Raw genomic sequence first — 26,653 nt, forward strand, 5'->3', positions numbered from 1 at the left:
TATGGTTCCTACCCGGGTGGTTAGTTGGTGCGGGGATGTACCGTTACGGTACCCTTTCCTTTCGCTGGTACGCTCGTATGGCTCAGCTTGAAGTTGTTCGGTGGCTTGCGCCTGTAAGATTTGGTTCAATACGGATTCCAACAGGGCTGCTACTCCAGAATCTTTGTTATTGCTTAAAAATAGACGGTGCAAAAGTTCCTGATTTACGGTAATCTGGTATTGAGCCATGCAAATTCCTCCTTTGTTAGGTTTGTTTTGGCAATTCAATTCTAACTGAGGAATTTGTCTGGCTCCAGTATTTTTTTGGAAACCTATTTTACACAATTATACGGACTTAACTCAAAACCTGCAAAAATTTACTAGAACTTTATTGATTAATATTGCATATGGAATGCACTGGACAACATAGTAATAAAATGATAATATTTAAAAAAATATTATTTCAGGTGCCCCAAACCTTTGGGGATAATAGGGAACCAGGTGAAAATCCTGGACGGTCCGGCCACTGTAAATGGTAGTGTACCCTTTGAGTTGCCACTGGTTTTACCGGGAAGGATTAAGGGTGTGCGATAATCCATGAGTCAGGAGACCTGCCTGAAAGAAGTGCTTTTACCTCCCACGGAGAGGATATAGTGGCTTTTATCAATTTAGTGGTAAAAGGGACATGTAACCTTAGCTTGTCAGGGAGCTGGGGTTTTTGTATTTTTTAACCTAATAAAAACAGGTGCTGTCGCTCGAGAAGCCACAGCTTAAATTAGGTTTAAACTAGCTGGAAGGCTTGGTATCCCAAATACACTTGGGGCCTTAACCCTTAGCCAGCAAGCCGGGCCTGTTCATTCATACCGCTGATATACAGGGGGTGCTTGAACTATGGCCTTTGGCGGCAAAATGCCAAAATTATGAGCCCCCGCCAACACGGGGGTTTTTTGCGCAACGGGGTGAGAAGAATTGATTTTAGTTTTATCAGGCACAGGCGACGGGAGAAAAATAACTAAAACCCTTACAGGATTGGGACACAGGGTTTGTGTTTTGGCAGCTACCGGATTCGGCAGGAACCTGGCGGTGGATGACGGTGCATTTATGGTCAACGGTAGCATAGAGTCGTTTCAAGCCAGCTGGTTTATTGAAAACGGCATTCAAGCAGTAATTGACGCCAGGCATCCTTTTGCATTAAAACAAGAAGATACTATTACCCGAATATGCTCGGAATTGGGCATAATGTATCTGCGTGTAGGCAGAGAGGAAACCGCCCTTGATTCAAACGATTTAATAATACCTGTTTTTTCCATGCAAGAAGCTGCAATCAAGGCAGCTGCCGTTGGCAGAACCATTTTTTTAACTACCGGCAGCCATGACCTTGAACCTTTTCTGGAACAACGAGAGACACATGGATTTAGACTGGTGGTCCGGGTTTTACCGGAGCACAGCATTATTAGAAAATGTCAAGATCTTGGTATAGGACCTAAGGATATAGTAGCTATGCAAGGTCCATTTTCTAAACAAATGAACAAAGCATTGTTTAAAATGTACAAGACCTCTGTTGTTGTAACCAAAGACAGCGGCAAGGCGGGAGGCACTGATACAAAAATCGATGCAGCCCTTTCCCTTAAAATTCCCATTGTTATTGTAAAGCGCAACATCCAGGACCTTCAACCGTGCTATGGCGCGGAACAGGTTATTAAAATTATTAATGAAAAGCTTATATAACTTTAATTAGATTTGTTGAAGTTAACCAGTTAACCGAGTTTAAATATTGATATTAGGAGAGGTGTTTATGAAAACAAGAAAAACGTTGGTTTATACTGTTTTCTATATCCTTGGTGTCATGTTGTTGCTTCCCCCAAACGCTTATGCAATGCATATCATGGAAGGCTACCTGCCGATAAATTGGGCGGGAATATGGTTCGCCATGGTTATTCCTTTTATATTCCTGGGACTGCGTTCCATCCAAAAAACAATTAATACCAACCCTGGCTTGAAAATGCTGTTGGGTTTGGCCGGAGCTTTTGCTTTTGTGTTGTCATCCCTCAAAATTCCGTCAGTGACCGGTAGTTGTTCACATCCAACGGGAGTAGGACTGGGCGCTATTATGTTCGGGCCAATGACTATGAGTGTTCTGGGTTGTATTGTCTTGATTTTTCAGGCTGTGTTGCTTGCCCATGGCGGCATAACTACCCTGGGTGCCAATACTTTTTCAATGGGAGTAGTTGGCCCAATCGTCTCATACTTCGTTTACAGACTCGCTAAAAAATTGGGAGCTCCCATTTGGTTATCAGTATTTCTTGCCGCAGCGCTCGGGGATCTGCTCACCTATATCACCACATCATTGCAGTTGGCTTTGGCTTTCCCTGCCCAGTATGGCGGCATCCTTGCTTCCTTGGTTAAGTTTATGGGTGTTTTTGCGGTTACCCAAGTACCACTGGCCATTAGTGAAGGAATTTTAACGGTAGTGGTTTTTAACGTTTTAATGTCTTACAACAAGCAGGAACTTCAGGAGTTATCAGTTCTTACGAAGGAGGTTTAGTAATGAAAAAAAACCTGGTTCTTATAGGAATTGTAGTGATATTAGCCGTAATACCTTTTTTCACCCAAAAAGGTGCTGAATTTGGGGGCGCAGACGGGCAAGCCGAAAAAGTAATTACTCAAATTAAACCGGATTATAAACCATGGTTTAATTCATTTTGGGAGCCTCCCAGCGGAGAGATAGAAAGCCTGCTTTTTGCTGTACAAGCTGCCCTGGGAGCCGGTTTTATCGGTTATTTCATTGGCTACAATAAAGGGAAAAAAAACCGGGGAGAGAGAAATTCTAATGCTTAACATAGACGGTTTTGCATATACCAATCGTTTGCGTCAAGTTCATCCCCTGGAAAAAGCCGCGTTTGCCTTTATAACTATGTTCCTGTGTATAGGTTTTTCTTTACCTGTATTTTCATGCATTATAATACTTTTAATGGCTTATGCAATAATAGGACTCGCCCGTATCCCGATGAAAGTGTATTTAAAATTAATGTCTCTGCCTTTATCATTTTTATCAATAGGTGTATTAACCATTGCCGTATCTATTTCGACTCATGGCTTTGGAGCGGCTCAGCTGGCGGGGATAACCATATCAGGAATAAATATCGGAATTACCCATAGTGGTTTGCACTCTGCCGCCGGACTGTTTTTTAAATCTTTAGGCGCGGTCTCTTGTCTGTATTTCCTGTCTCTGACCACTCCGGCCGTGGAAATTGTAGATGTAATGAGGAAATTAAAAATTCCTGCTCTTTTTATAGAATTGACCGATTTAATCTACCGGTTTATATTTGTTATGCTGGCAACTGCAGAAGACATTTACACCAGCCAGTCTTCCCGCTGGGGTTATGCTTCATTGAAAAACTCCATGAAATCACTCGGGCAATTGACCGCCGCATTGTTTATCAAAGCATACCACCGCTCCCAAACGTTATTCACCGCTTTGTCATCGAGGGGTTACAACGGGCGGTTAAATGTTTTGGCACCCGAATACACTGTTTCTGTAATCAATATAGTAATAATTGCTATCGTAGAATCTACTTTAGCTATAACAGCAATCTTACTGGAGATGGGAAAAATTGGCTGATTATATACTTGAGGCAGAGAATCTTAGCTACATTTATCCGGATGGAACCCAAGCTTTAAAAGGTTTGTATTTAAGGATTCCCAGGAGTCAAAAAACGGCTGTACTGGGCTCCAATGGGGCGGGTAAATCCACTCTATTTCTTCACTTTAACGGTATTTTAAAGCCAAAGAGCGGTACAGTGAAATTTAACGGTAATAATGTCAGTTACGACAGGAGATCACTTTTGGAATTACGCAAAAACGTAGGAATTGTGTTTCAGGACCCGGACAGTCAACTTTTTTCCGCCAGTGTTTACCAGGAAATTTCTTTTGGGCCGTTAAATCTTGGGCTAACCGAAAAAACAGTAAGAGACCGGGTGGAACGGGCAATGACTGCCACAGGGATTAATGAGCTGAAGGATAAACCCACCCACATGTTGAGTTACGGGCAGAAAAAAAGAGTAACTATTGCGGATATACTGGCCATGGAACCCCAGGTTTTGATCTGTGACGAACCGACGGCGTGGCTTGACCCCAAGCATGCCAAACAAACGTTGCAATTATTTGATAAGATCATTCAAAACGGCACTACGGTCGTTCTATCCACCCATGACGTGGACCTGGCTTACTCCTGGGCTGATTATGTTTTCATCATGAGTGATGGCAGGGTTATCGGGGAGGGCGTCCCCGATAAGGTCTTTAGTGACGATGCGCTGCTCCGGAATGCTGACCTCGACAGGCCGTGGTTAGTTGATGTGCATGATTTGTTGATTAAAAAAGGATGTATTCCCCCAAAAGCAACTTTACCTCGCAATAAGGAAGAACTTTTTGAAAAAATACTTTATCACGGCATATGCACTGGGGAACAATAGAACCGTAATTCCAAATAATTGGTGGAATGCAGAAGGAGAGAGAGTCCGTCAAAATGACTGGGGAACAAAGGTTAAGGTGCATAGGAAACTCTTTTTGAGATATTTTATCTGGATACAGCAGGAGTATATTTATGGAGAAAATTAAAATCGCCCTGGTTCAAATGCAGTCCATTTTCGGCAATACTGCTTATAACCTGCAAAAAATAACCCAATTTATCAACCATGCGGCCGAAGAAAAAGTTGATCTGATATGTTTTCCGGAGTTGTGCGTACAGGGTTACAGCCGCGACCGGTCGGAGTTATACTCAGAGCCCGTACCAGGCCCTTCAACCTATCGCCTGGTAGAAACGGTGAAAAAAAGCAACATTATAGCCATAGTGGGTATAGCGGAAAAGTCTGAATCAGCAAAACCATATATAACTCAACTTTTAATCAAACCGGACGGCCAGCTGTTAAAATATCGTAAAACCCATCTTGGTAATAGCGAAAAACCTTATTTTTCTCCAGGTGAAAAATTGCCTGTATTCGATGTCAACAAAGCCAAGCTGGGCATAGAAATATGTTGGGATCTTCATTTTCCTGAAATAACTACAATTATGTCCATGGCCGGGGCGGAAATCATTTTCGCTCCGCATGCTTCACCCTCCATAGTTGGTGACCGGCGTGGAATATGGCTTAAATATATGACCGCCCGGGCCTACGATAACGCAGTATACTTAGCGGCCTGTAATCTGGTGGGTGAAGACGGAACAGGGCATAGTTACTGTGGGGGGGCTTTGGTCATTGATCCCAAGGGAAATGTAGTTGCTGAAGCTTTTAATAAAGGTGAAGACATGCTGGTGACAGAGCTTGATGCAAAGCTGATCAATACTATCAGAAACAAGGAGTCTTATTCCATGAGCAATAGTTTTTACATCAGCAGCAGGCGTCCGGAGCTATACCAGGACCTCGTTAAAGACAATTATTGTGCCGGGAAAGAATAAAAAATGATAAAACGTTGGTTTCGTAGGGCAAGAAAATTAAGAGTGCGAAACGGCGATATTTATCAAAGGAGCAAAAATTTATGCAGGGAGCGTTTATTTATGGACATTAAGATAAATCAAATGTCAATTGTGGACAAAGATGAGTATGAGGTAAAAATGCATTTTGAGTTTAAGGGCAATAACTACTTTGGTATTTTAAACCTTAAAAACGGCGCGTTTGTCTCAAACCTTGTCAATGTGTCTGACGAAGATAATCACGAAGTTTCACATTATTTGGGTCATAGAGCTGAAGAATTTTTGGAGGAGAACGGTATCATAATTCCACCAGAGCATAAGTGCGGCTGCAGTCACTGATTAAACCCTGCCGGCTCCTATCCAGAAAAATTGCTATTCGAGTGCCGGTGGTCCCCGTCGTGTTCAGAACTTCAGCGCCGGCAGCACCAGCGGCTCGCCCCTTGCGTATAGTTGGGGACATACCTCCGACCCTAAAGCCATGACGCCAAAGAAGAGGTGTGTCCCCTTTCCACTGACCCGCCCTCAATTCGCCGTCCTGGCTCAGTTCGGACTCTCGCTGGCATCACGCCCGCACGTCCGGTTCGCCTACGGGGCTTCGCCGGGTGCTGTTACCGGCGCTTTCGTACATCTTGCGGGGAGCCACCGGCCCTCTGCCATACTTTTTCATTGATTTTCCAGTAACGCGGTTAGCGGCATGATAGTCTATCCAGAAAAAGGTATGCCTGAATGATATCAAATTTTGATCATTTTTTTCTGTTTAGGCATATAAATAAGACATCACGATCCTACTGGGCAGCTACGGAACACCATGATTGGGGAATAAACACCTTCATGGTTTTTTAGTGTATAGCCTGTGCTACGGGTCAAATAAGTTAATTTTATAGTACATACGGAAGTGTATGCGGGATCAACGGGGCTCCCGCTAAAACTATTCCGGTCGATAAGTACGAAAGGGGGAACCGGTTTGTCCAAAGGCAGTTTAAAAAAATATTTTCCCGGCGGCAATACAAGCCAGGGCTTTTACTCTTTTTACGATTATATTATTGATCAACAAGAAGCAACCAGAATATTTGTAATCAAAGGGGGCCCGGGAGTAGGCAAATCTACCTTTATGCGTAAGATTGGCGAGGCGATGTTGGAGCGGGGTTACGATGTGGAATTTCATTGCTGTTCTTCCGATAACGGCTCACTTGATGGTGTAGTGATACCGGCTATTAAAGTAGCGTTGCTGGACGGCACAGCGCCCCACGTTGTAGATCCCAAGAATCCAGGTGCAGTAGACGAAATAATCCATTTGGGAGATCACTGGAACGTAAAAGCGCTGAGGGCCAATAAAAAAGAAATTCTTGCCTGTAACAAGGAGGTAGGCAGACTTTTTAACCGGGCTTACTCTTATCTGTCCGCAGCCAAAATATTCCTCAATGAAGTTAAGTTTTATTACTCCGGAACGGGTGCTTTAAATGTCGGCGATTTCGACCGCAAAGTATTGGAACTTACGCATGAGATTTTTGAGGGCCAGGAGCGCCAAAAGGATAACCCCAAAGAGCGCCATTTATTTGCTACGGCGATAACGCCTGATGGCCCGGTTAGCCACCTTGGAACCATTGTGGCCGGCATTACCAAAAAGTATATTATTGAAGGTGATGACGGTACCGGTAAAAACACATTGATACGCAGGCTCGCTGAGGCCGCAATGATGAGGGGGTTTGATATCGAAGCCTACCATTGTGCCCTTGAGCCGGAATTGATTGACCACCTGGTTATACCCGGTCTTAGCGTTGCTATTGTCAATTCTGTTGAACCACATGATTTTAGACCCGGAAACGGTGATGTCGTCGTGGATACGATGGAATGTGTAAACCCCATTATTAACGAGAAATATCTTACTGAAAAAACAACCGCCCGTAAAATGTACCGGCAGTGTATGGAACAAGCGGTATCTTTTATCAAACAGGCCAAAGCGGAGCATGACGATATGGAAAAATATTATGCACCCTACATGGATTTTGAGGCAATAGATGCCAGAAGAGAAAAGACACTGGCTAGAATACTGGATTTAGCTGAGGAATTTAAATAGAACAAGTATACAATATTTCTATTGATAAAAGTATTGATTTTTTTTAGCATTAACTTATAATAATCAATAAGATATTTTTTGGGGCAATGGCGTCCTACTTGGATCTGAGAATACAGATCCAAGTAGGACGTTTTTATTTTGCCTGTCAGCATACATCTGCCAATTGCCTGTTTAGTTGAATATAAGCTCGATGAAGAGCGCAAAAGGGCAATGAAGCCCACACGGCATGTTTAACTGCAGTTTTTTAAACATGTCCTTGTGGGCTTTTTAATTTCAAAATTAAATTTTATTACTCGAGAGGAAGGAGCAGCCATGGGAAAAATACTGGCCAAGCCTGAAGTATGCATGGGGTGTCACTTGTGTGAAATATGGTGTGCGGTAGCACATTCAAAATCCAAGCATATTATCAAAGCCTTTAATTATGAAGACAAAAAACCGGAGCCCAGAGTCAGGGTTGAAGAAAAATTGCCTTTGACCTTTGCGCTGCAATGCCGGCATTGCAATGAGCCGGACTGTGTTTCCGCATGTATCAGCGGCGCATTAACCAAAAATCCTGAGAGCGGGGCAATCGAACACGACGCGGAAAAATGCGTAGGCTGTTACAGTTGTGTGCTTACCTGCCCCTATGGGAATATTTTTATTGACCACGCACACAAAAAAGTCATTAAATGTGACTTATGCGCGGGAATGGAAACCATGTACTGCGTCAGTAAATGCCCGAACCAGGCGCTGGTATACGTAGAAGATTAGGGGTGAGAAAATGGGAAATTATGATTATTTAATCATTGGCAATTCAGCCGGGGCAGTGGGTTGCATTGAAGGTCTGAGAAGCATTGATAAAACCGGCAGTATATGGCTGGTTTCCGAGGAAAGCAATCACGTGTATTCCAGGGCTCTAATTCCCTATTACCTGGCCGGCAAAATTACTATAGATAAAATGTTTTACCGGCCCGCAGAATTTTATGACCGGGCCGGAGTTACCTTGATAACGGGCCAAAAGGCCGAAGCGCTTGATCCAGAGAAGCAAGAAGTTGTGCTTACCGGAGGAGAGCGCCTGGGTTACGGCAAACTTTTACTGGCCACTGGCGGCAAACCAATTTACCCTCCCATTGCGGGACTTGATAAACAGAATATATTTAGTTTTCACAGCTTTAAAGATTTGCTGGGTATCGAAAAGAAATTGGCATCGGCCCGGCATGCAGTGGTTCTGGGCGGGGGCGTTATCGGGCTGATGGCAGCCGAGGTATTAAAAAAGAAAGGGTTAAAAGTTAGTGTAGTGGAGTTGGGCGGCAGGGTGCTGGCTCCTGTTATTGACGAAACCGGTTCCATGTTAGTAGAAAAAACGTTTAAAAACGCCGGCGTAGATATTTATTTAAATAACACGATCCAGGAAGTGCACGGAGAGGAATCTGTTGAAGGTGTAACCCTCAGGGACGGCACAAACATACCCTGCGACTTGCTGATTGTCGGCGTAGGCGTAATCCCCAGAGTTGAACTGGCAGAAAGCTCTGGAATTGAAATTAACAGGGGCATTGTGGTGAATAAAAAGATGCAGACCTCCGCTCCCAACGTATACGCCTGCGGGGACTGCGCTTCCAACTTTAATTTCGTTACCGGACAAGCCCAACCACTGCCGCTATGGCCCAATGCTTACACCGGGGGCAGGATTGCGGCCTTCAATATGGCCGGCATAGAAAGAGAATATACAGTTGGCACAAGCATGAACGCAATGCACTTTTTTGACCTGAATTTGATTAATGCGGGTCTTAACGTAACAGGCGAAACCACGGGCGATTTTAGAGTTTTGCAAAAATTAGACGCTAACAAAGATATCTACCTGAAATTTGTTTTAAATAATAAGGGCGTTATTCAGGGATACATTTTAATTGGTCAAATAAACAGGGCGGGTATATTCTTAAACCTGATGCGCAAGAAAATCGACGTGCGAAGTTTTGAGCAAGAACTGCTGTCCGGTGATTTCGGATACGCCAATTTGCCTGACGAGCTCAGATGGCAGTTACTAAGAGAAGATGTAATTTTAGGGGTGGTATAATGCTGGTTCAAAAACATTTCGAGAGTGATAGGTTTATACCCGATAAAGAAATGGATGCCTGCGGGCTTTTCGGTGTAATGAACACCAAGGGCGAAAAATTTGGCGGCAGTATGGCCATCAACGCCATTAAAAACATGAAAGTGCGGGGCAGCGGGCTGGGCGGGGGGTTTGCCATTTACGGCCTTTACCCGGAATATAAGGAATATTACGCGCTGCACATCATGTACCAAAATAAAAATCTGGATGCCAAGCGCAGGGTCGAAGCTTTCTTAAAGGAACATTTTTACGTCGTTTATGACGAGGAAATACCCACCAATCCCGACGTGGCTTTATTTTTCCCGCCTATTGTATGGAGATATTATGTTGCACCGCAAAAGAAAAGTGAAGACCAGGCCATACCGGATGATGAGTACGTGGTAACAAGGGTAATGTATTTAAATACAAACGTGGATGATGCTTATGTCTTTTCTTCCGGCAAAGATGTAGGAGTTTTTAAAGGTGTCGGTTTTCCTGAAGAGATCGCGGATTATTTCATGCTGGATAAATTATACCAGGGCTATATTTGGACCGTTCACAGCAGGTTCCCAACCAATACCCCGGGCTGGTGGGGCGGTGCGCACCCGTTCAATATATTGGACTGGACCGTTGTGCACAATGGTGAAATATCCTCTTACGGGACCAATAGAAGATATCTGGAAATGCATAACTATTACTGCACCCTGCATACCGACACCGAAGTGCTGGCTTACGCTGTTGACCTGCTTATGCGCAGGCAAAATTTGCCTATAGAAATAGTCAGTAAAATATTTGCTCCGCCCATGTGGGATGCAATTGAGCAGATGAACGAAAACGATAAAAAATTATTTACCGCTTTACGCATGACTTACGCGCCACTGCTAATGAACGGGCCTTTTACTGTGATTATCGCCCACCATAATGAGATGATCGGGCTAACCGACAGGATCAGGCTAAGGCCGATAACGGCGGGCGCCAAGGGTGATTTTGTATTTCTCTCTTCCGAGGAGGCTTCCATCAGAGCTGTTTGCCCGGATTTGGAGATAGCCTGGACGCCACCCGGCGGCGAACCGGTTGTGGTCAGAATGAACTCGCAGGACCACCTGCTAAGTGTAAAAAAATCGATTTGAGGGTGATAAATCATGTATTCATACCTTTTACCTGAATTTACCATCGAAAGATCGGAAGATAAATGTATCCGCTGCCGGGTTTGCGAAAGACAGTGTGCCAACAAAGTTCATGAATACGACGAAGATTTAAATAAAATTTTTTCGTCAAACGAGCTATGCGTTGGCTGCCAGCGTTGCGTGGCCCTTTGTCCCACTAACGCACTTTATGTACACCCGCGCGTATATGATTACCGGCCCAACAGCAGTTGGACCAGAGATAAAGTGCAAAATCTCAAAAAGCAGGCTGAGACCGGCGGGGTAATACTTACCGGCAGCGGCAATGACAAACCCTACCGGATTTACTGGGACCACCTGGTGCTTAATGCCTCGCAGGTTACCAACCCTTCCATTGACCCTTTAAGGGAACCGATGGAACTGAAGACATTTCTTGGCCGCAAGCCGGACACGCTTGAAATCACCTTTGAGGAAGGTAAAGCCAGCCTTAAATCCCAGCTAAACCCCAACGTGCCCATTAAAACACCGCTGGTATTTTCTGCTATGTCTTACGGGGCCATCAGTTACCAGGCGTATAAATCGCTTGCCATGGCCGCCAAGGAATTTGGGACTCTGTTTAATACTGGCGAGGGCGGCTTGCCGGAGCACATGCGCGAGGAATTCGGGGGCAATGCCATAGTTCAGTGCGCAAGCGGCAGGTTCGGGGTTGATTCGGACTATCTGAACAGCGCACAGATTATTGAAATTAAAATCGGACAGGGAGCGAAACCCGGCATTGGCGGGCACCTGCCCGGCGAAAAAGTTTCAGCTAATATTGCTGAGACCAGGATGATCCCGATGGGCACCGATGCATTATCACCCGCGCCGCAGCATGATATTTATTCAATTGAAGACCTTTCCATGCTTATATACGCGCTTAAAGAAGCCACCAATTACGAAAAACCTGTCTCGGTTAAAATTGCCGCTGTTCATAATGTGGCTGCCATTGCTTCCGGTATCGTCAGGGCGGGCGCTGATATTGTGGCTATTGACGGTATCAGAGGGGGAACTGGTGCAGCTCCGCTCGCCACGAGGGATAATGTGGGCATACCGATGGAACTGGCGCTGGCTGCAGTTGATAAAAGGCTCCGGGAAGAGGGTATCAGGCACAAATGCTCGGTGCTGGCTGCTGGAGGAATCAGGTGTTCCGCCGACGCCATAAAAGCCATCGCGCTGGGTGCCGACGCTGTATATATAGGAACAGCGGCACTGGTTGCCATGGGCTGCACCCTCTGCCATAAGTGTTATACGGGAAAATGCAATTGGGGTATTTGCACCCAGGATCCTTTTTTAACAAAGAGGCTTAACCCGGAAATCACCAGTCAAAAACTAGTTAATTTATTAAAAGGCTGGAGTCATGAGATACAGGAAATGCTGGGCGGAATGGGTATCAATGCTATTGAAAGCCTGCGCGGCAACAGGGAACACCTGCGTGGCGTGGGTCTGGAAGAATGGGAACTCAATGTTCTGGGAGTAAAGGGAGCAGGGGAGTGAGCCGAATGAATGGTTTGAATGTTAAATTTGGTTATAGGGATAATTTTTTAGGCGATATTCGTCCGGTTGATGAGCTAATTGCGGAATATACCGTGCTGGACGGCGGCAAAGCTGTCATAAACGCCGGTGCCATGAAACATAAAGAGGTTAACGATGTTCTCAGGGAAGTTGCATTGCGGGGCGCTTTTGAAATCACCGTCAACAATGTTTACGGGCAAAGGTATATCGGCACCAGATTGGTGCTTCCCCGGGAATACAAGCCCGTTAAAATAGTTATTAACAACTTTCCCGGCAATGACCTGGGGATGTTTTTAAAAGGCCATCAAATTATTGTCAACGGCAACGCCCAGGACGGCGTAGGAAATACCATGGATGACGGGGAAATAATTGTTCACGGCCGGGCCGGCGACGTGGTTGCCATGTCCGTGCGGGGCGGCAAAGTCTTTATCAGGGACAACGTTGGTTACAGAGCGGCCATTCACATGAAGCAGTATAAAGAAAAATTGCCCGTTCTTGTTGTCGGCGGAACCGCACAGGACTTTTTAGGTGAATATATGGCCGGTGGAATAGTAATGTTGCTGGGTTTAAATTTGAGGGAAAGCGAGCCGCACCGTGCCAACTATATAGGAACAGGCATGCACGGGGGCGTAATATACCTGCGCGGTACTGTTGAACAACATCAACTCGGCAAAGAAGTAGGGGTACGCAACCTCGATGACGCAGACCGTGAAATTGTGGCCACCTATGTTAAGAAATACTGTGAACATTTTGGAGGCAACGCCGAAGAAATTTTGAAAGGTAATTTTATTAAGTTGTTACCGGTCTCCCTTCGCCCCTATGGGAAAATATACGCGTACTAGAGGAATGGGGACACACCTCTTCTTTGGGGTCATGGCTCTAGGGTCGGAGGTATGTCCCCAACAGTTCTTTTTTAAACTATGCTTACTTTGTATTCCCTCAACCACGCATCTACCTGGATCAGATATGCAAATAACTGTGCATCGGTCATTAGCTGGCCGTAAAAAGGTTTATTTAAATTGCTCCCTTCGCGGGCAGTTAATTTACGCAATGTCTCAATATTAACCAGCCTTCTCAGCGGCGAATCATGATCTTCCAATATTTCCAGCACAACGCTGCGAACAGCACTTAAATAATTTGGGTTATGGGTTTTGGGATAAGGGCTTTTCTTTCTCGTTAGAACTTCCTGAGGTAAAACTCCTTTCATTGCCCTGCGCAGAATACCCTTTTCCATCTGATCACAGGTTTTCATTGACCAGGGAATATTCCAAACATATTCAACAAGACGGTGGTCACAAAACGGAACTCTCACCTCAAGTCCCACGGCCATACTCATTCTGTCCTTACGGTCCAATAGCGTTTGCATGAACCAATGCATGGTAAGGTATCCAATCTCACGGATACGCTCATTACGAGCATCCTCACCGGGCAGGCGGGGCACTTCATCCAGGGTTTCCATATAGCGACGGTAAATGTAATCTTCAGGTTTTACAATTTCAATAATTTCGGGTGCAATTAAACTTATCCGCAAGTCAAAGTTTGCCATCCAGGGAAAAGTGTCAAGAGATACCAGTTCCGGCCTGTTGAACCACGGGTAACCGCCGAAAATCTCGTCAGCGCATTCCCCGGATAGGGCAACAGTCGCCTCTTGCTTGATAGCCCGTGAAAACAAATACAGTGAAGCATCTACATCAGCCATGCCCGGCAAATCCCTGGCCCTGACTGCCGTCGAGAGTGCATCCACCAGCTCCGGAGTATCAATCATGACGTTATGGTGGACTGTGCCTAAATAATTAGAAACCAGTTGCACCCAATGCATATCTGAATCAGGCTGGTAAAGTGTTGGCTTAAAGTTTTTGTCGTTGTCAATGTAATCAATTGACCACGAATGTAAAGAAGGCTTCCCTTCATTATTAAAACCCTCGACTGCATAAGCCGTAATCGCGCTGGAATCAATACCACCGGACAACAAGGTGCAAACGGGAACGTCAGCAACCAATTGCCGGATAACTGTATCCTGAATAAGTTCCCGCACTTTTTCAGTGGTTGTATCAAGATCATCCTCATGAGGCCTGCTGGCCAGTTTCCAGTAAGGCCAAATTTTAAGGCCATTATGGTCGAAAACCAGGCAATGAGCTGGTTTTAATTCTGCGATCCTTTTAAATACACCATGCCCCGGAGTTCGACCGGGGGACATGAACAAAGCTTCCGCTAAACCTTCAGCATCAAGTTCAGGCTTGATCTCAGGATTGGCAAGTAATGCTTTTAATTCCGAGGCAAATATTAATGAGTTATGGCGATAAGTATAAAAAAGCGGTTTAACTCCAATTCGATCACGGGCCAGGAAAAGCCTTTGTTCTTTTTCGTTCCATATACCAAAAGCATAGATGCCATTAAGTTTATTTACACAACTTTCACCCCACTCGATATAGGAGACAAGTAAAACTTCCGTATCGGAGTGCCCTGAAAATGAATACCCTTTTAATTCCAATTCCCTTCTTATATCAGATGTATTGTATAACTCTCCATTATAAGTTATTACATACTGGTTTTCCCCACGGCTACGAACCATTGGCTGGGCTCCACCTTCAGGATCAACCACGATAAGCCTCCGGTGGGCAAAAGCAGCATGTTGTGATAGCCACATACCAGAAGCATCAGGCCCCCTGTTGGCCAACGTGTCGCTCATTGTTGCCAGGACGGTACGTTTAAAAGACAAGTCCTGATCCCAGTCAACCCATCCTGTTACACCGCACATTATTTCTTTCCCTCCCGACAGCGTTTGATAGCTTGTTTTAAATAAATAAAAATCGCCCGCCCTATCCAGGCAGGCGACATTGCCATTAAAGAAGGCGCCCTGTTGCGCCCCCAAACCTGTTTCTTTACTATATGCATCAGAAACAGGAAAATCTATATTAAAATTGTAGTAAAAAATGGAACATAACTATCTCTTCATAATTAAATATAATAAGATAAGTTTTCTGTATTTATCCGGCTGTCTTAAGGTTATTATCCATATTACCCCTTAAAATGAAAATATTAGATTTTTTTAATTTTATGTTGACTAACCATTAAATAACTGAAAACCAGCATTATAAAAGCTGTGGAATGTGGATGCACAGTATATTCTGACTGATAAATTAAGCTGATTGCCACTAAACAACCTGCAATTGTTATGGGCAGTCCGGTATAAACATTATTCATATGAGATACATTGTACCGCGATAGTCTATACCAACCACAGGTGATAAAAATAATTGATATAATATAGCCCGAAATTTTAAAAGTTGAAAGTGGAAATAACAGCGCAATAATTGAAGGTGCCAGACCAAAAGTAACAATATCCGCAAGGGAATCCATTTCCTTGCCAAGTTTGCTTACAACATTTAATTTTCTGGCAACAATTCCGTCATACCGGTCAAAAACTGCGCCGAATATAACCATTAGTGAAGCGAGGAAAAAATAATCTTTAGCAGCTAAAATTATAGCTACCACACCCATTATCATATTGCAACAGGACAAAACATTAGGTAAGTAGTTCCTTAGATCATTTTTATCAATAGTTTTTATCCTTAATCACCCCCAGTACAGTTTTTCCAGCTATAACAGTATCTCCTTCCTTGACCAAAATTTTTACATTGTCAGGAAAGTCAATTTCAGTGCAAGATCCAAATTTTATCATCCCAAATATTTCCCCTTGAAGGACAGAATCACCTTTTTTCCTGTAACAAACTATTCTTCGAGCAATAAATCCAGTAATTTGGTGAACAAGTACCTTAATCTTTTTGTTTTCTATGCCAATGGTATTTCTTTCGTTTAATTCAGAGGCATGACTTTTAAAAGCGGGGAAATACCTGCCCGGCCTGTAAGAGGTATAGGTGATTATTCCTTTTATTGGACTTCTGTTTATATGGACATTAAATAAAGATAAAAAAATACTAACCTTTACAGCATTTCCATCTATAAAAGTATCTTCTCTGAAAGGAATAATTCTTTGGATTTTGCCATCGGCGGGTGATAAAATGTACCTGTCATCAGAAATGATTAGACGTTTAGGATTGCGGAAAAAAAATAAGACGAATGCTAGCAATACTAGAAAGATATAAAATAATATGCTGCTGAAAAAATAGCTTAAAAACATCAATACAGATAAGATAATACAGTAAGATATTGCTTCTTTAGCCAGACGCATACTAACTCCAAGTATTTTTTTTTCATTATACTTTAAAGGTCGTCTTTCTGGAAGATTTTTTTTTAATCCCAAAGGTGAGTAAAAAATGGGGTCATTATATTGCCATCCCAATACGGGTTACCTTTTTAATTTTATTACCACTTATTATATTCTATCCTGAAAAAACTTTGACGGAATATCTCCAGATGACTAACAGCTGGCTCAGAGGCGGGCGGACAGGGTCGTCCGCCCCTACAGCAACCCCTTTTTCATCTTTTCGATGGTGCCTCATTAGCGGCATGGTGGTCTAATAAAAAATTATATTCTGAATTACCATCTGACATCCCTGGGATGGATATTAATTTTTTTCAATAGTCAGGCCATTCATATTGATTAATAATGCTAATTAGAAAAAGGCTAAGCAAATAAAGTTTACAAGGCCATGTAAGAAAGATGATAGTTGGTGATAAAATAATGTAATAATTTTGCAAGGATTAGTTCTGATTTTTACAAGTTTTTTGGGGATAATAACCTCATTTTTATGTCCTTATGGACAATTGTGAATGACGTTTTTGGTGGCAATGTTACCCATTAATTGATATAATACATATCATACCAATGGTTGACCATGTCTCATTAATTTGAGGGAAGGATCTTATTTATGGAGCTTACACGCAAAAAAAGAACAAGGTTGTATGAACGCGTTGTTGAACAAATACAGGATTTGATAAAAAATGGTACTTTAGCTCCGGGAGACCAGCTTCTTCCGGAGCGCCAGCTGGCGGAAAAGCTTGAGGTATCTCGCTCTGCCGTGAGAGAGGCTCTAAGCGCCCTTTCCCAGATGGGTTTGATTGAAATAACTCCAGGAAGCGGGGCCTATGTCAAAAAGGCCGATATACAGAGCTTAATTGAACCATTAGCCGCAATTATGTTGCGTGAGACCAGAAATGTTTTTCATCTGCTGGAAGCCAGACGCATATTGGAGACCGGTATTGTAAAAGTTGCCGCGCTCAGAGCCAGCACAACTGATTTGTTAATTATCCGGGACGCGGTGAATAATATCCGTCAAGATGTGGAAAACTCGAAAGATACTGATGAAGCTGATCTGGATTTCCATATAGCCATTGCCAACTCCACCAAAAACCATATTTTAGTTAATATAATGACCATGGTTTCGGGACTGATGAGAGAAGCGTATGGACCCAGCAGGAAAAAGTTGATTTATAAAGGTAAGAACATCTGGTATGATCAACACTTAGAAATATATGAGGCTCTTGTAAGAAAAGACCCCGAAAAGGCTGCCGAAGCCATGGAAAGACACCTTCTCACGGCTATTGCTGAATTAAAGGCAATTACAGAGTGGGAAGAATATGATGATATTGAGAAATAAATACTTGACTAAAATCTTGAATTATGTCAATATATGTTTAAAACTTGATATATTCGATGATGAAATGATTCAGGTAACGGTGCCTGTGGTTCTTTAAGAACCATCAGGCTTTTTTATTTGCCGGTTTATATTGTGGCGCAGTTAAAAAAATTTATATTTTTCAAAAATAACAGAAGGATTAATTTTTTTTTACGTCGAATTGGTCATACCAGATGCGACAATATATATACCCCAATTGTACCACTTTTTATACAACTACATGCTGGGAATTTTTGAAAAAAAAGGATTTAGCCGTCCGGTTCAATTCCGGATACCTCATTATCAAACCGGCGGTTACAATAACTTTGGGGAAGGAGGGGAATGGCATTTTTATTGATTAATTTGTTGTCATAAATACATTAGGAGGTTTGAAAAATGATTAAGAAAATTAGTGTGGTGCTCTGTGGTTTATTGTTGGTTTTGAGTGCTGCAATTCTGACCGGTTGTGGTGGCGATGAAAAAAACAGCACGGAAAACAAATCGGCAAGCGACGCAGGCAAAGAAATCAGAGTCGGTGTGGCCGGTCCTTTTACCGGGGCCATTGCTGAAACGGGCACAACCATTAAAAATGCCGTTTTACTGGCGGAAGAACAAATTAATCAAGCTGGTGGAATTAACGGCAAACAGGTGAAGCTGGATCTGCAGGATGATAAAGCCGATCCAAAGGAGGCTGCTGCCGTAGCCAATAAATTTGCCTCAGACAAATCCATCCTGGCGGTCGTGGGTCACTATACCAGTTCCACCACATTGGCGGGAGCTCCCATTTACAACAGGGTTGGGCTTCCACACATCGGTATCGGCTGTACATCTCCGGCCATTACCTCTGCCGGCCCATATACTTACAGGGTTCTTACCAGCGATGCCTATGACGGTGAATATGTTGCCAATTGGATGATTGAAGAAGGGTTTAAAAATATAGCGGTTGCCTATGAAAATGATGATTACGGCAAAGGGCTGGCCGATGTGTTCAAGGCGAAAATTGAATCCCTGAACGGCAAAGTAGTGGCTATGGAGCCCTATAACTTGGGAGAGACAAAAGACTTCAGCGCAATCCTGACCAAGTTTAAAGCGGCCAAACCGGACTCCCTGTTTATTGCCGGGCAATACAACGAAGCCGCCATGCTGTTAAAGCAGGGCAAGGGCATTGGTTTCAAGCTACCGGTATTCGGTTCCAACGGGCTGTACTCTGATGCATTGATTAAACTGGGTGGTGCCGATGTTGAAGGGCTTAAATGTGTGGGGTCTTTCCACCAGTCCGCTCCTTCCCAGGAAGCCAAAGACTTTATCGCCGCCTATAAGGCAAAGTACAACCAGGAACCTGACATTTGGGCAGCATATGCTTACGATGCAGCCAATATATTGTTTGCAGCCATTAAAAATGGTGGTGAAGACCGTGAAAAAATCAATGAATATCTGACCACACTCAAAGACTTTAAAGGAGCCACCGGGGTTACCACATTTGACGAGAACGGTGACTGCATGAAGGAACCACTGAAACTGGTCATCCAAAACGGAAAATTTGAGTTGTATATAAAATAATCTTTTGACAATAGGGGCGGGGTTTAGCTCCTCGCCCCGGTAACATTTAAAAGGAGGCTAAAGACCTCATGGACGTTTTTTTTCAACAGCTTGTTAATGGTCTGACTGTGGGTAGCCTCTATGCTTTGATTGCCCTGGGATATACCATGGTCTACGGCATCCTCAAAATTATCAATTTTGCCCATGGAGATATACTGATGATAGGTACCTTTATCGGGCTAGTGCTGGTTATGAATTTTCATCTGGCCTTTGTTCCCGCCCTTTTGCTGGCCATGTTTATAACCGCCCTTATGGGTATTCTGGTTGAAAGGCTGGCCTATCGCCCGGTGCGGGCAGCTGACAAGCTAATTGCCCTGCTGAGTGCCCTGGGGGTCTCCATTTTCCTGGTAAATTTCGCGCAATTGGTTTGGGGCACCGAGACTCACCCTTTTCCGGTAAACATTTCCGGCGAGCCCATTATACTGGGTGAAGTCCATATCGGTACCCTGCAGATCTGGGCGCTGGGTGTATCCCTGCTGCTAATGGTCGGGCTTCATTTTTTTGTTAACCATACCAAAATGGGTGTGGCCATGCGGGCTACTTCATTTAATGTTGATTACGCCAGATTAATGGGGATTAACGTAGATAATATCATCTCCATAACCTTTGCCATCGGGTCCGCCCTGGCGGCGGCAGCCGGCATCCTTATCGGGGTGTATTATGACGCGGTATATCCTGTAATGGGTTATAGCGCCGGGCTTAAAGCATTTACCGCCGCGGTGCTGGGAGGCATAGGCAGTATACCCGGGGCCATGCTGGGAGGGCTGCTTTTAGGGGTGCTGGAAAATGAAGGGGCGGCCTACCTATCCTCCGGATACAAAGACGCCATCGCCTTTGCCTTGCTAATAATCATTTTACTTATCAAGCCTACAGGCTTGATGGGTAGAAGAGAACAGCAGAAAGTGTAGGTGAGGGAAATGGAACACCTGGCAAGGTTTACTTTAAATTACCGCAATAAGGCTGTCTCACTGGTTTTTATGATACTACTGGCCTTAATTCCCCTTTTCATAGCCAATGATTACTATATTCACGTATTGATCACCCTGGGCCTGTTCATAATACTATCCCTAAGCCTTAACCTTGTTTCTGGTTATACCGGTCAGCTTTCCATTGGCCACGCCGCTTTTTACGGTATTGGGGCTTACGTCACCGCCCTTTTGATGCTCAAACTCAACCTGTCTTTTTTAGTGGCCATACCCATTGGCGGGTTAGTTACAGCTTTTTTCGGGCTGCTCCTGGGGCTGCCTACAATGCGGCTGGCGGGGGACTACTTGGCTATTGTAACTTTAGGCTTTGGGGAAATAGTCAGACTGGTGCTGTTAAACTGGGATAAGGTAACCCGGGGGCCGATGGGACTGCCGGGAATCCCGGCGCCTGAACTGGGGTCCTATGTATTTATGAGCAAAATTCCATATTATTACACTGTTTTTATTATTGTATTGATAACCGTTGCAACCATGAGAAGGATTGTAAATTCCGGCTTCGGCTTAAGCCTTATCGCAATCAGCCAGGATGAACTGGCCGCCGAAGCGGTGGGGATCAATACCCTGCGCTGTAAAATTATTTCTTTTATAATTAGCGCTTTTTTTGCCGGTATTGCCGGTGGTTTCTTTGCAGTGTATATATCGTTCGTGAGTCCTGATTCTTTTACTTTCATGGATTCCATTATGGTTCTGGAAATGGTTGTCCTGGGAGGCTTGGCCAGCATTCCGGGTTCAATTATCGGAGCAGTGGTGCTTGGTTTGATACCCGAAATTTTAAGGTTTATGGCCGAATACAGAATGCTCATTTTTGGTGCATTAATGGTGGTAATCGTTATTTTTAAACCTGATGGTTTCTGGAGCGCCAAGAAAAGGATGCGCAACGCCATAATGAAAGACCTTGCCGCCCGGAAAATGATTGACACCAAGACTGTGAGTCCGCGGGGTGAATATATTGAAGGTGCTTGATATTGACAGTGTTACCATCCGGTTCGGGGGACTTGAAGCCATCAGGGATGTCAGTTTTGCCGTGGATGAAGGGGAGCTTTTGGCCATTATAGGGCCCAACGGGGCCGGGAAGACCACTATTTTTAACGCCATGACCGGAATTTACCGGCCCACGCAGGGCAATATTTTATTCAAAGGACAGTTGATTAACGGGCTTAAGCCAAACCAGCTGGTCTTAAAAGGAATAGCCAGGACTTTTCAAAACATCCGCCTTTTTTCGGCGCTGACAGTGCTGGAAAACGTTATGGTGGGATGGCAGTGCCGCAGCCGGGAGGGCCTGTGGGGCGCTCTGGCCGGCGGGAAAAGGGTTGCCGTAAACCGGGTCGAAGCCATCAACCAGTGCAGGGAATATATAGAAATGGTGGGACTGGCTGATTTAATGGAAGAACTGGCCACCAACCTCCCTTACGGCAAGCAGCGTTTACTGGAAATAGCCAGGGCGCTGGCCACTGGCTGTAATCTGCTCCTGTTGGATGAACCGGCGGCTGGTATGAACGCTTTGGAAAGGGAGGAACTGATTTCCCTGATCCGGCATATTAGCAAAAATTTAAGAAAAACCATTATTTTAATTGAACACGATATCAACCTGGTAATGAATATATCGGAACGTATAGTTGTTTTGGACCACGGTGAAAAAATTGCCGAGGGCACTCCCGGGGAAATAAGGACAAATCAAAAAGTTATCGAAGCCTATCTGGGCAGTGAGGATCCTCTGGAACAAGAGGTGGTTTAAATGCTGGAACTTAAAAATGTTATGGTTAATTATGGGGTAATCCCGGCTTTAAAAAGTATTTCTTTCAAGGTTGAAGAGGGAGAAATTGTAACCCTGATCGGGGCTAACGGGGCCGGTAAAAGCACCATTCTTAAAGCCATTTGCGGTTTAATCAAATTAAAGGGCGGGGCTATAACCTACCAGGGGGACACAATTTCGGGAATGGGCGCTCACTTGATCATTCGCCGTGGGATATCCCAGGTACCCGAAGGGCGCGGCATCTTTGCCAATCTTACAGTGGAAGAAAACCTTGGCTTGGGTGCTTATGTCAGAAAAGATAAGGCGGAAATAAACAGGAATCTAAAAGTTGTTTATGACCGTTTCCCCAGGCTTTTTGAAAGAAGAAAGCAAGTAGGCGGCACTTTAAGCGGTGGTGAGCAGCAGATGCTGGCCATTGGCCGGGCACTGATGGCAGCTCCAAAGCTGCTGCTGCTGGACGAACCCTCAATGGGACTTGCTCCGCTGGTAGTAAAGGAAATATTTAAGATCATCAAAGAAATAAACCAAACGGGGACCACCATCCTGCTGGTGGAACAAAATGCCAGGATGGCTCTATCTGTGGCCAACCGGGGTTATGTAATGGAGACGGGACAAATTATCAGTCACGGTACTGCAAGGGAACTGCGGGACAACGAGGATGTCAAGAAGGCGTACCTGGGACACTGAGTGAGTTTAAATTTCGTAAGGGGGTATGGTTTTGCTTATTCTGTCCGCCGCTGATGTTTATAAATCGGTGACCATGCTTGAAGCAATAGATGCCGTGGCTACCGCCTATCAGGAATATTCTTCGCATGAGGCAGTGGTTCCTTTGAGGGTACCCATAAATGTCCCCGAGCATAAAGGTATTTCACTTTTCATGCCCGGTTATTCCCCCCGTAATGAGGCAGTGGGCGTGAAAATTGTCTCTGTTTACCCGGAGAACGTGAAAAACGGCCTGCCTACCATTCACGCCCTGGTAGTGATGCTGGACGGGACCACCGGCAAGCCGGTGGCGGCCATGGAAGGGGGCCACCTTACCGCCCTAAGAACCGGAGCGGCTTCCGGTGTGGCTACCCGGTATCTGGCCAGGGCCGATGCGAACACTGTGGCCGTTATTGGAACAGGGGTGCAGGCACGTACCCAGTTGCTGGCTGTATGCTCGGTAAGAAACGTTAAACAGGTGCTGGTGTATGACGTTAATCCGGAAATGGCAGCATTATATGCCTCGGAAATGCAGGTCCAGTTAAATAATTTACTAGGTAAGGAGGTCGCTGTGACTGTCGCTGTTTCTTCCCGTGCGGCGGTAGCCGATGCAGATATAATAGTAACCGCCACCACTTCGCAAAAGCCGGTTATATCTGGTTCCTGCCTGAAAAAAGGAGTCCATATCAACGGTGTCGGGTCTTTTACCCCACAAATGCAAGAAATTGATGAGGATACCGTCCTTCTGGCCCGAAAAGTCGTGGCTGACAGTAAAGAGGCCGTGCTGGCAGAGGCCGGAGATTTAATTATACCTATTAATAAAGGCCTGCTGAAACCTGATACAATTGTCGAAATTGGAGATATAGTTAGCGGAAAGAAGCCCGGCCGAGAAAACGATGATGAAATCACCTTTTTTAAAACCGTGGGAATGGCCCTGCTGGATGTCGTCGTAGGCAATCTGGTATACAGAAAGGCAGTAGAAAAAGGCCTGGGCTGTAATGTTTCGCTATAACGAGCAAATTGGCATGACCACACCATAAAATTAACCGGGCCGTCTCTAAAGTTTTTCAGCAACACATTAATAAGCTAATAACTGGAAACATAGGAAATTTGAGGCTTTAAGCATGAGTTTTCAAATAAAGGGATTTTTATATGTATTCAGCGCTGCGATGCTCTGGGGACTATCAGGGCCAATAGCCAAGTACATGTTCAACACCAATGTGGACCCGTTTGATCTGGTGCAAATCCGGCTGATTCTGTCTTTCTTTATCATCCTTGGCTATCTAGCGTTATGCAACAGGAAATTGCTGCGTCTGGACCGGGAGGATTATCTTTACGTTTTTATTCTTGGAATAATTGGCGTGGCGGTGGTACAATTTACTTACTTATATACCATCAGCGCCACCAATGTGGCCACTGCGGTTTTTCTGGAATATCTGGCCCCCATATTTGTCCTTATCTACGGGGTTGCCCGTAGACAGGAGGCTCTCAACAGAATTAATTGTTCGGCGATAATATTCGCTGCCCTGGGCGGATTCCTGATTGTGAAAGGAAATTTACACGGAGGCCTGGCGGTAAGTGAAGAAGGCTTGATCAGCGGCCTGACGGCTGCGTCCTCTTTTGCCTTTTATACGGTGTATACCAAAAGAGGGCTGGCCAAATACAGTCCCCTCACTATCATGTGCTGGAGCTATGCCTTTGGAGCTTTAATATGGCTTTTTTACCAGCAGCCCTGGGTAACTTTTAGCCATTATTATGGCAGCACCTGGTATATCATATTGTACTATGTCGTCCTGGCCACCGTCTTGCCTTATGGATTGTTTTTTAAAGGTTTGTTCTACCTGTCGCCGTTTAAGGCAGGTCTTACAGCAAATCTTGAGCCGGTTATTGCGGCTGTATCGGCTTATTTGATGCTGGGAGAGAAGTTAACTGTTCTCCAGTTTACCGGCTGTGGTTTCATCTTGCTGGCCGTTTCACTTATTCAATTAAAGTTCGTAAATTTAAATGGTATAGAAAAGCCAGTAGATGATAATGTACATTAATAGTTATTTATTATCTAAATTTTAGGGGATTTTAGCTGATAATTGGTCATACCAGGGTAGGCCATATTGATACCCTTGGTTTATTTCTCTTGTGTAAATAATTTATTAGTTTATTGAATTCAGCTCAAATTTAAAATCCCCCAAATAATTATGTTAAGGGAGGAGTCTATAGGATGCATCTTGACTTGTCTTTCTTAAAAGAACTGGGAATAAATGATAATAATTCCGGTGTTTATAATGGCAACTGGTTAAAGAGCCAAAATGCGCCCGAAATTGAAGTGACCACGCCAATAAACGGCAAAACCATTGCATCGGTTTACCAGGCCACACTTGACGAGTATGAAAGTGTAATTACAGAAGCACAAAAAGCATTTAAGCTATGGCGAAACATTCCTGCCCCGAAAAGAGGAGAAATTGTTAGATTAATTGGAAATGAACTACGGAAGTACAAAAGTTTACTGGGAAAACTGGTAACCCTGGAAATGGGAAAAATTTTGCCCGAAGGTGAAGGCGAAGTCCAGGAAATGATTGATATAGCCGATTTTGCGGTGGGATTATCCCGTCAGTTGTATGGTTTAACCATTGCAAGTGAGCGGGAAAAACACCGCATGTATGAACAGTGGCATCCTCTGGGAACGGTGGCTGTTATTACTGCGTTTAATTTTCCGGTTGCGGTATGGTCCTGGAATGCCCTTATTGCTGCGGTTTGCGGTGATGTTATAATCTGGAAGCCATCTAGCGAAACCCCGCTAACTGCCATTGCCGTGCAAAATATTGTTGACAAAGTTGTAAAAGAGCAAGGACTGCCCGGTGGTATATTTAATTTAATTATCGGGCCCGGTTCCACCGTCGGGCAGAGAATGCTGGAAGACAGACGCATTCCGTTGGTAAGCTTTACCGGTAGCATACCCATGGGAAAACTTGTGGCGGAGCATGTGGGGCGCCGGTTGGGCAAAACAATACTGGAATTAGGCGGCAACAACGCAATTATCATTACCGGTAACGCCAATCTGGATATGGCTTTGCGGGCGGTTTTGTTCAGCGCGGTGGGAACTACGGGACAAAGATGCACCACCACCAGAAGACTTATTATTCATGAATCCATTTACGATATTTTTTTGGAGCGGCTGATAAATGCCTATAAGCAGGTTACAATCGGTAATCCTCTGGAAAATGGGACTCTTATGGGGCCACTGGTCAAAAAATCAGCCGTGGAAGATATGATGCATGCTCTGGAAGAACTGAAAAAGGCCGGCGGCAGGATCCTTTACGGTGGTGAATTGCTGGAAGGCGAGGAATATCAAAGCGGGTGTTATGTAACACCCTGTATCGCTGAAGCAAAAATAGAATATGATATTGTCCGGCACGAAACTTTTGCTCCAATTCTGTATGTAATGAAATATACAGACCTGGATCAAGCCCTGGCAATCCAAAATGATGTTCCCCAAGGGTTATCGTCTTCTATTTTTTCCACCTCGATGTTGGAAGTGGAACAGTTCCTCGGACCTGATGGATCTGATTGCGGCATCGCTAATGTAAATATCGGCACATCCGGAGCTGAAATCGGCGGGGCATTCGGGGGTGAAAAAGATACCGGCGGTGGACGTGAATCCGGCTCTGATGCCTGGAAAGCCTATATGAGAAGACAAACGGTTACTATAAACTGGGGTTCCAGTCTCCCATTAGCCCAGGGAATAAAATTCGGTGATTAATAATCCTCCAG

Annotated in this window: 26 protein-coding genes and 1 riboswitch; of the genes, 22 read left to right on the forward strand and 4 right to left on the reverse strand. The window is 44.5% G+C overall.

Annotation, left to right across the window (positions count from 1 at the left end; translation table 11 throughout):
- Nucleotides 1-228 (reverse strand): transposase (locus tag H569_RS20340; protein WP_027365511.1); only part of this gene is annotated, 228 nt, incomplete at its 3' end.
- A 199-nt stretch (nt 229-427) separates the two neighbouring features.
- Nucleotides 428-612, forward strand: a riboswitch (cobalamin riboswitch).
- Between the two features lie 336 nt (nt 613-948).
- Between H569_RS20340 and cobK the strand changes: the two genes are divergently transcribed.
- The 13 genes from cobK to H569_RS0112990 all read left to right on the forward strand — a co-directional run bounded on the left by cobK (nt 949) and on the right by H569_RS0112990 (nt 13,111).
- Nucleotides 949-1,707, forward strand: a complete 759-nt coding sequence (cobK, locus tag H569_RS0112930; protein WP_027365336.1) for a precorrin-6A reductase — start codon at nt 949-951, stop codon at nt 1,705-1,707.
- Nucleotides 1,708-1,825: 118 nt separating this feature from the next.
- The gene (locus H569_RS0112935) at nt 1,826-2,524 is read left to right on the forward strand and encodes an energy-coupling factor ABC transporter permease (protein ID WP_407638090.1); all 699 of its coding nucleotides are present in this window, start codon (nt 1,826-1,828) and stop codon (nt 2,522-2,524) included.
- A gap of 2 nt (nt 2,525-2,526) precedes the next feature.
- A complete protein-coding gene (locus H569_RS0112940) occupies nt 2,527-2,817 on the forward strand; it encodes an energy-coupling factor ABC transporter substrate-binding protein (protein WP_027365338.1) in 291 nt (96 codons plus the stop codon).
- On the forward strand, nt 2,810-3,601 hold the full coding sequence (cbiQ, locus tag H569_RS0112945) for a cobalt ECF transporter T component CbiQ (protein ID WP_027365339.1): 792 nt from the start codon (nt 2,810-2,812) through the stop codon (nt 3,599-3,601). Before H569_RS0112940 ends, cbiQ begins: the two co-directional genes overlap by 8 nt.
- Nucleotides 3,594-4,451, forward strand: coding sequence for an energy-coupling factor ABC transporter ATP-binding protein (locus tag H569_RS0112950; protein ID WP_027365340.1), 858 nt, complete (start codon nt 3,594-3,596; stop codon nt 4,449-4,451). Before cbiQ ends, H569_RS0112950 begins: the two co-directional genes overlap by 8 nt.
- A 131-nt stretch (nt 4,452-4,582) precedes the next feature.
- Entirely contained in the window at nt 4,583-5,434 is an 852-nt protein-coding gene (locus tag H569_RS0112955; RefSeq protein WP_027365341.1) for a nitrilase family protein, read from the forward strand.
- Nucleotides 5,435-5,533: 99 nt separating this feature from the next.
- On the forward strand, nt 5,534-5,788 hold the full coding sequence (locus tag H569_RS0112960) for a hypothetical protein (protein ID WP_027365342.1): 255 nt from the start codon (nt 5,534-5,536) through the stop codon (nt 5,786-5,788).
- A 625-nt stretch (nt 5,789-6,413) separates the two neighbouring features.
- Entirely contained in the window at nt 6,414-7,526 is a 1,113-nt protein-coding gene (locus tag H569_RS0112965; protein ID WP_027365343.1) for a PRK06851 family protein, read from the forward strand.
- 312 nt (nt 7,527-7,838) lie between these two features.
- Nucleotides 7,839-8,276: a 4Fe-4S dicluster domain-containing protein gene (locus H569_RS0112970; protein WP_027365344.1), complete on the forward strand. Its 438-nt coding sequence runs from the start codon at nt 7,839-7,841 to the stop codon at nt 8,274-8,276.
- 10 nt (nt 8,277-8,286) lie between these two features.
- Nucleotides 8,287-9,579, forward strand: coding sequence for an NAD(P)/FAD-dependent oxidoreductase (locus tag H569_RS0112975; RefSeq protein WP_027365345.1), 1,293 nt, complete (start codon nt 8,287-8,289; stop codon nt 9,577-9,579).
- A complete protein-coding gene (locus H569_RS0112980) occupies nt 9,579-10,724 on the forward strand; it encodes a class II glutamine amidotransferase (RefSeq protein ID WP_027365346.1) in 1,146 nt (381 codons plus the stop codon). The genes H569_RS0112975 and H569_RS0112980 overlap by 1 nt, the downstream gene beginning before the upstream one ends.
- A gap of 12 nt (nt 10,725-10,736) precedes the next feature.
- Nucleotides 10,737-12,251 carry a glutamate synthase-related protein gene (locus H569_RS0112985; protein WP_027365347.1) on the forward strand — a complete coding sequence of 505 codons (1,515 nt, stop codon included), beginning with the start codon at nt 10,737-10,739 and terminating at the stop codon, nt 12,249-12,251.
- 5 nt (nt 12,252-12,256) lie between these two features.
- A complete protein-coding gene (locus tag H569_RS0112990) occupies nt 12,257-13,111 on the forward strand; it encodes a GltB/FmdC/FwdC-like GXGXG domain-containing protein (RefSeq protein WP_027365348.1) in 855 nt (284 codons plus the stop codon).
- Between the two features lie 71 nt (nt 13,112-13,182).
- On the opposite strand, the gene asnB is transcribed toward H569_RS0112990, so the two are convergent.
- From asnB to H569_RS0113005, 3 genes are all read right to left on the reverse strand, one after another.
- A complete protein-coding gene (gene asnB / locus H569_RS0112995) occupies nt 13,183-15,027 on the reverse strand; it encodes an asparagine synthase (glutamine-hydrolyzing) (protein ID WP_027365349.1) in 1,845 nt (614 codons plus the stop codon).
- 281 nt (nt 15,028-15,308) lie between these two features.
- Nucleotides 15,309-15,791: a CDP-diacylglycerol--serine O-phosphatidyltransferase gene (gene pssA / locus H569_RS23665; RefSeq protein WP_407638089.1), complete on the reverse strand. Its 483-nt coding sequence runs from the start codon at nt 15,789-15,791 to the stop codon at nt 15,309-15,311.
- Between the two features lie 34 nt (nt 15,792-15,825).
- Entirely contained in the window at nt 15,826-16,572 is a 747-nt protein-coding gene (locus H569_RS0113005) for a phosphatidylserine decarboxylase family protein (RefSeq protein ID WP_238492558.1), read from the reverse strand.
- A 529-nt stretch (nt 16,573-17,101) separates the two neighbouring features.
- Between H569_RS0113005 and H569_RS0113010 the strand changes: the two genes are divergently transcribed.
- From H569_RS0113010 to amaB, 9 genes are all read left to right on the forward strand, one after another.
- Nucleotides 17,102-17,830: a FadR/GntR family transcriptional regulator gene (locus tag H569_RS0113010; protein WP_027365352.1), complete on the forward strand. Its 729-nt coding sequence runs from the start codon at nt 17,102-17,104 to the stop codon at nt 17,828-17,830.
- A 414-nt stretch (nt 17,831-18,244) separates the two neighbouring features.
- Nucleotides 18,245-19,408, forward strand: coding sequence for an ABC transporter substrate-binding protein (locus tag H569_RS0113020; protein WP_207637560.1), 1,164 nt, complete (start codon nt 18,245-18,247; stop codon nt 19,406-19,408).
- A gap of 68 nt (nt 19,409-19,476) precedes the next feature.
- The gene (locus tag H569_RS0113025; protein WP_027365354.1) at nt 19,477-20,355 is read left to right on the forward strand and encodes a branched-chain amino acid ABC transporter permease; all 879 of its coding nucleotides are present in this window, start codon (nt 19,477-19,479) and stop codon (nt 20,353-20,355) included.
- 9 nt (nt 20,356-20,364) lie between these two features.
- Complete coding sequence (locus H569_RS20345) at nt 20,365-21,396, forward strand: branched-chain amino acid ABC transporter permease (RefSeq protein ID WP_238492559.1); 1,032 nt, start codon at nt 20,365-20,367, stop codon at nt 21,394-21,396.
- Nucleotides 21,389-22,168 carry an ABC transporter ATP-binding protein gene (locus tag H569_RS0113035; RefSeq protein ID WP_309294790.1) on the forward strand — a complete coding sequence of 260 codons (780 nt, stop codon included), beginning with the start codon at nt 21,389-21,391 and terminating at the stop codon, nt 22,166-22,168. Before H569_RS20345 ends, H569_RS0113035 begins: the two co-directional genes overlap by 8 nt.
- Complete coding sequence (locus H569_RS0113040) at nt 22,169-22,873, forward strand: ABC transporter ATP-binding protein (protein ID WP_027365356.1); 705 nt, start codon at nt 22,169-22,171, stop codon at nt 22,871-22,873.
- A gap of 31 nt (nt 22,874-22,904) precedes the next feature.
- Nucleotides 22,905-23,900, forward strand: coding sequence for an ornithine cyclodeaminase family protein (locus H569_RS0113045; protein WP_027365357.1), 996 nt, complete (start codon nt 22,905-22,907; stop codon nt 23,898-23,900).
- Nucleotides 23,901-24,012: 112 nt separating this feature from the next.
- Complete coding sequence (locus H569_RS20350; RefSeq protein WP_051273651.1) at nt 24,013-24,930, forward strand: DMT family transporter; 918 nt, start codon at nt 24,013-24,015, stop codon at nt 24,928-24,930.
- A 173-nt stretch (nt 24,931-25,103) separates the two neighbouring features.
- Entirely contained in the window at nt 25,104-26,642 is a 1,539-nt protein-coding gene (gene amaB, locus H569_RS0113055; protein WP_027365358.1) for an L-piperidine-6-carboxylate dehydrogenase, read from the forward strand.
- Nucleotides 26,643-26,653 lie beyond the last annotated feature (11 nt).

Source organism: Desulfotruncus alcoholivorax DSM 16058, assembly GCF_000430885.1.
Classification (GTDB): domain Bacteria; phylum Bacillota; class Desulfotomaculia; order Desulfotomaculales; family Desulfallaceae; genus Desulfotruncus; species Desulfotruncus alcoholivorax.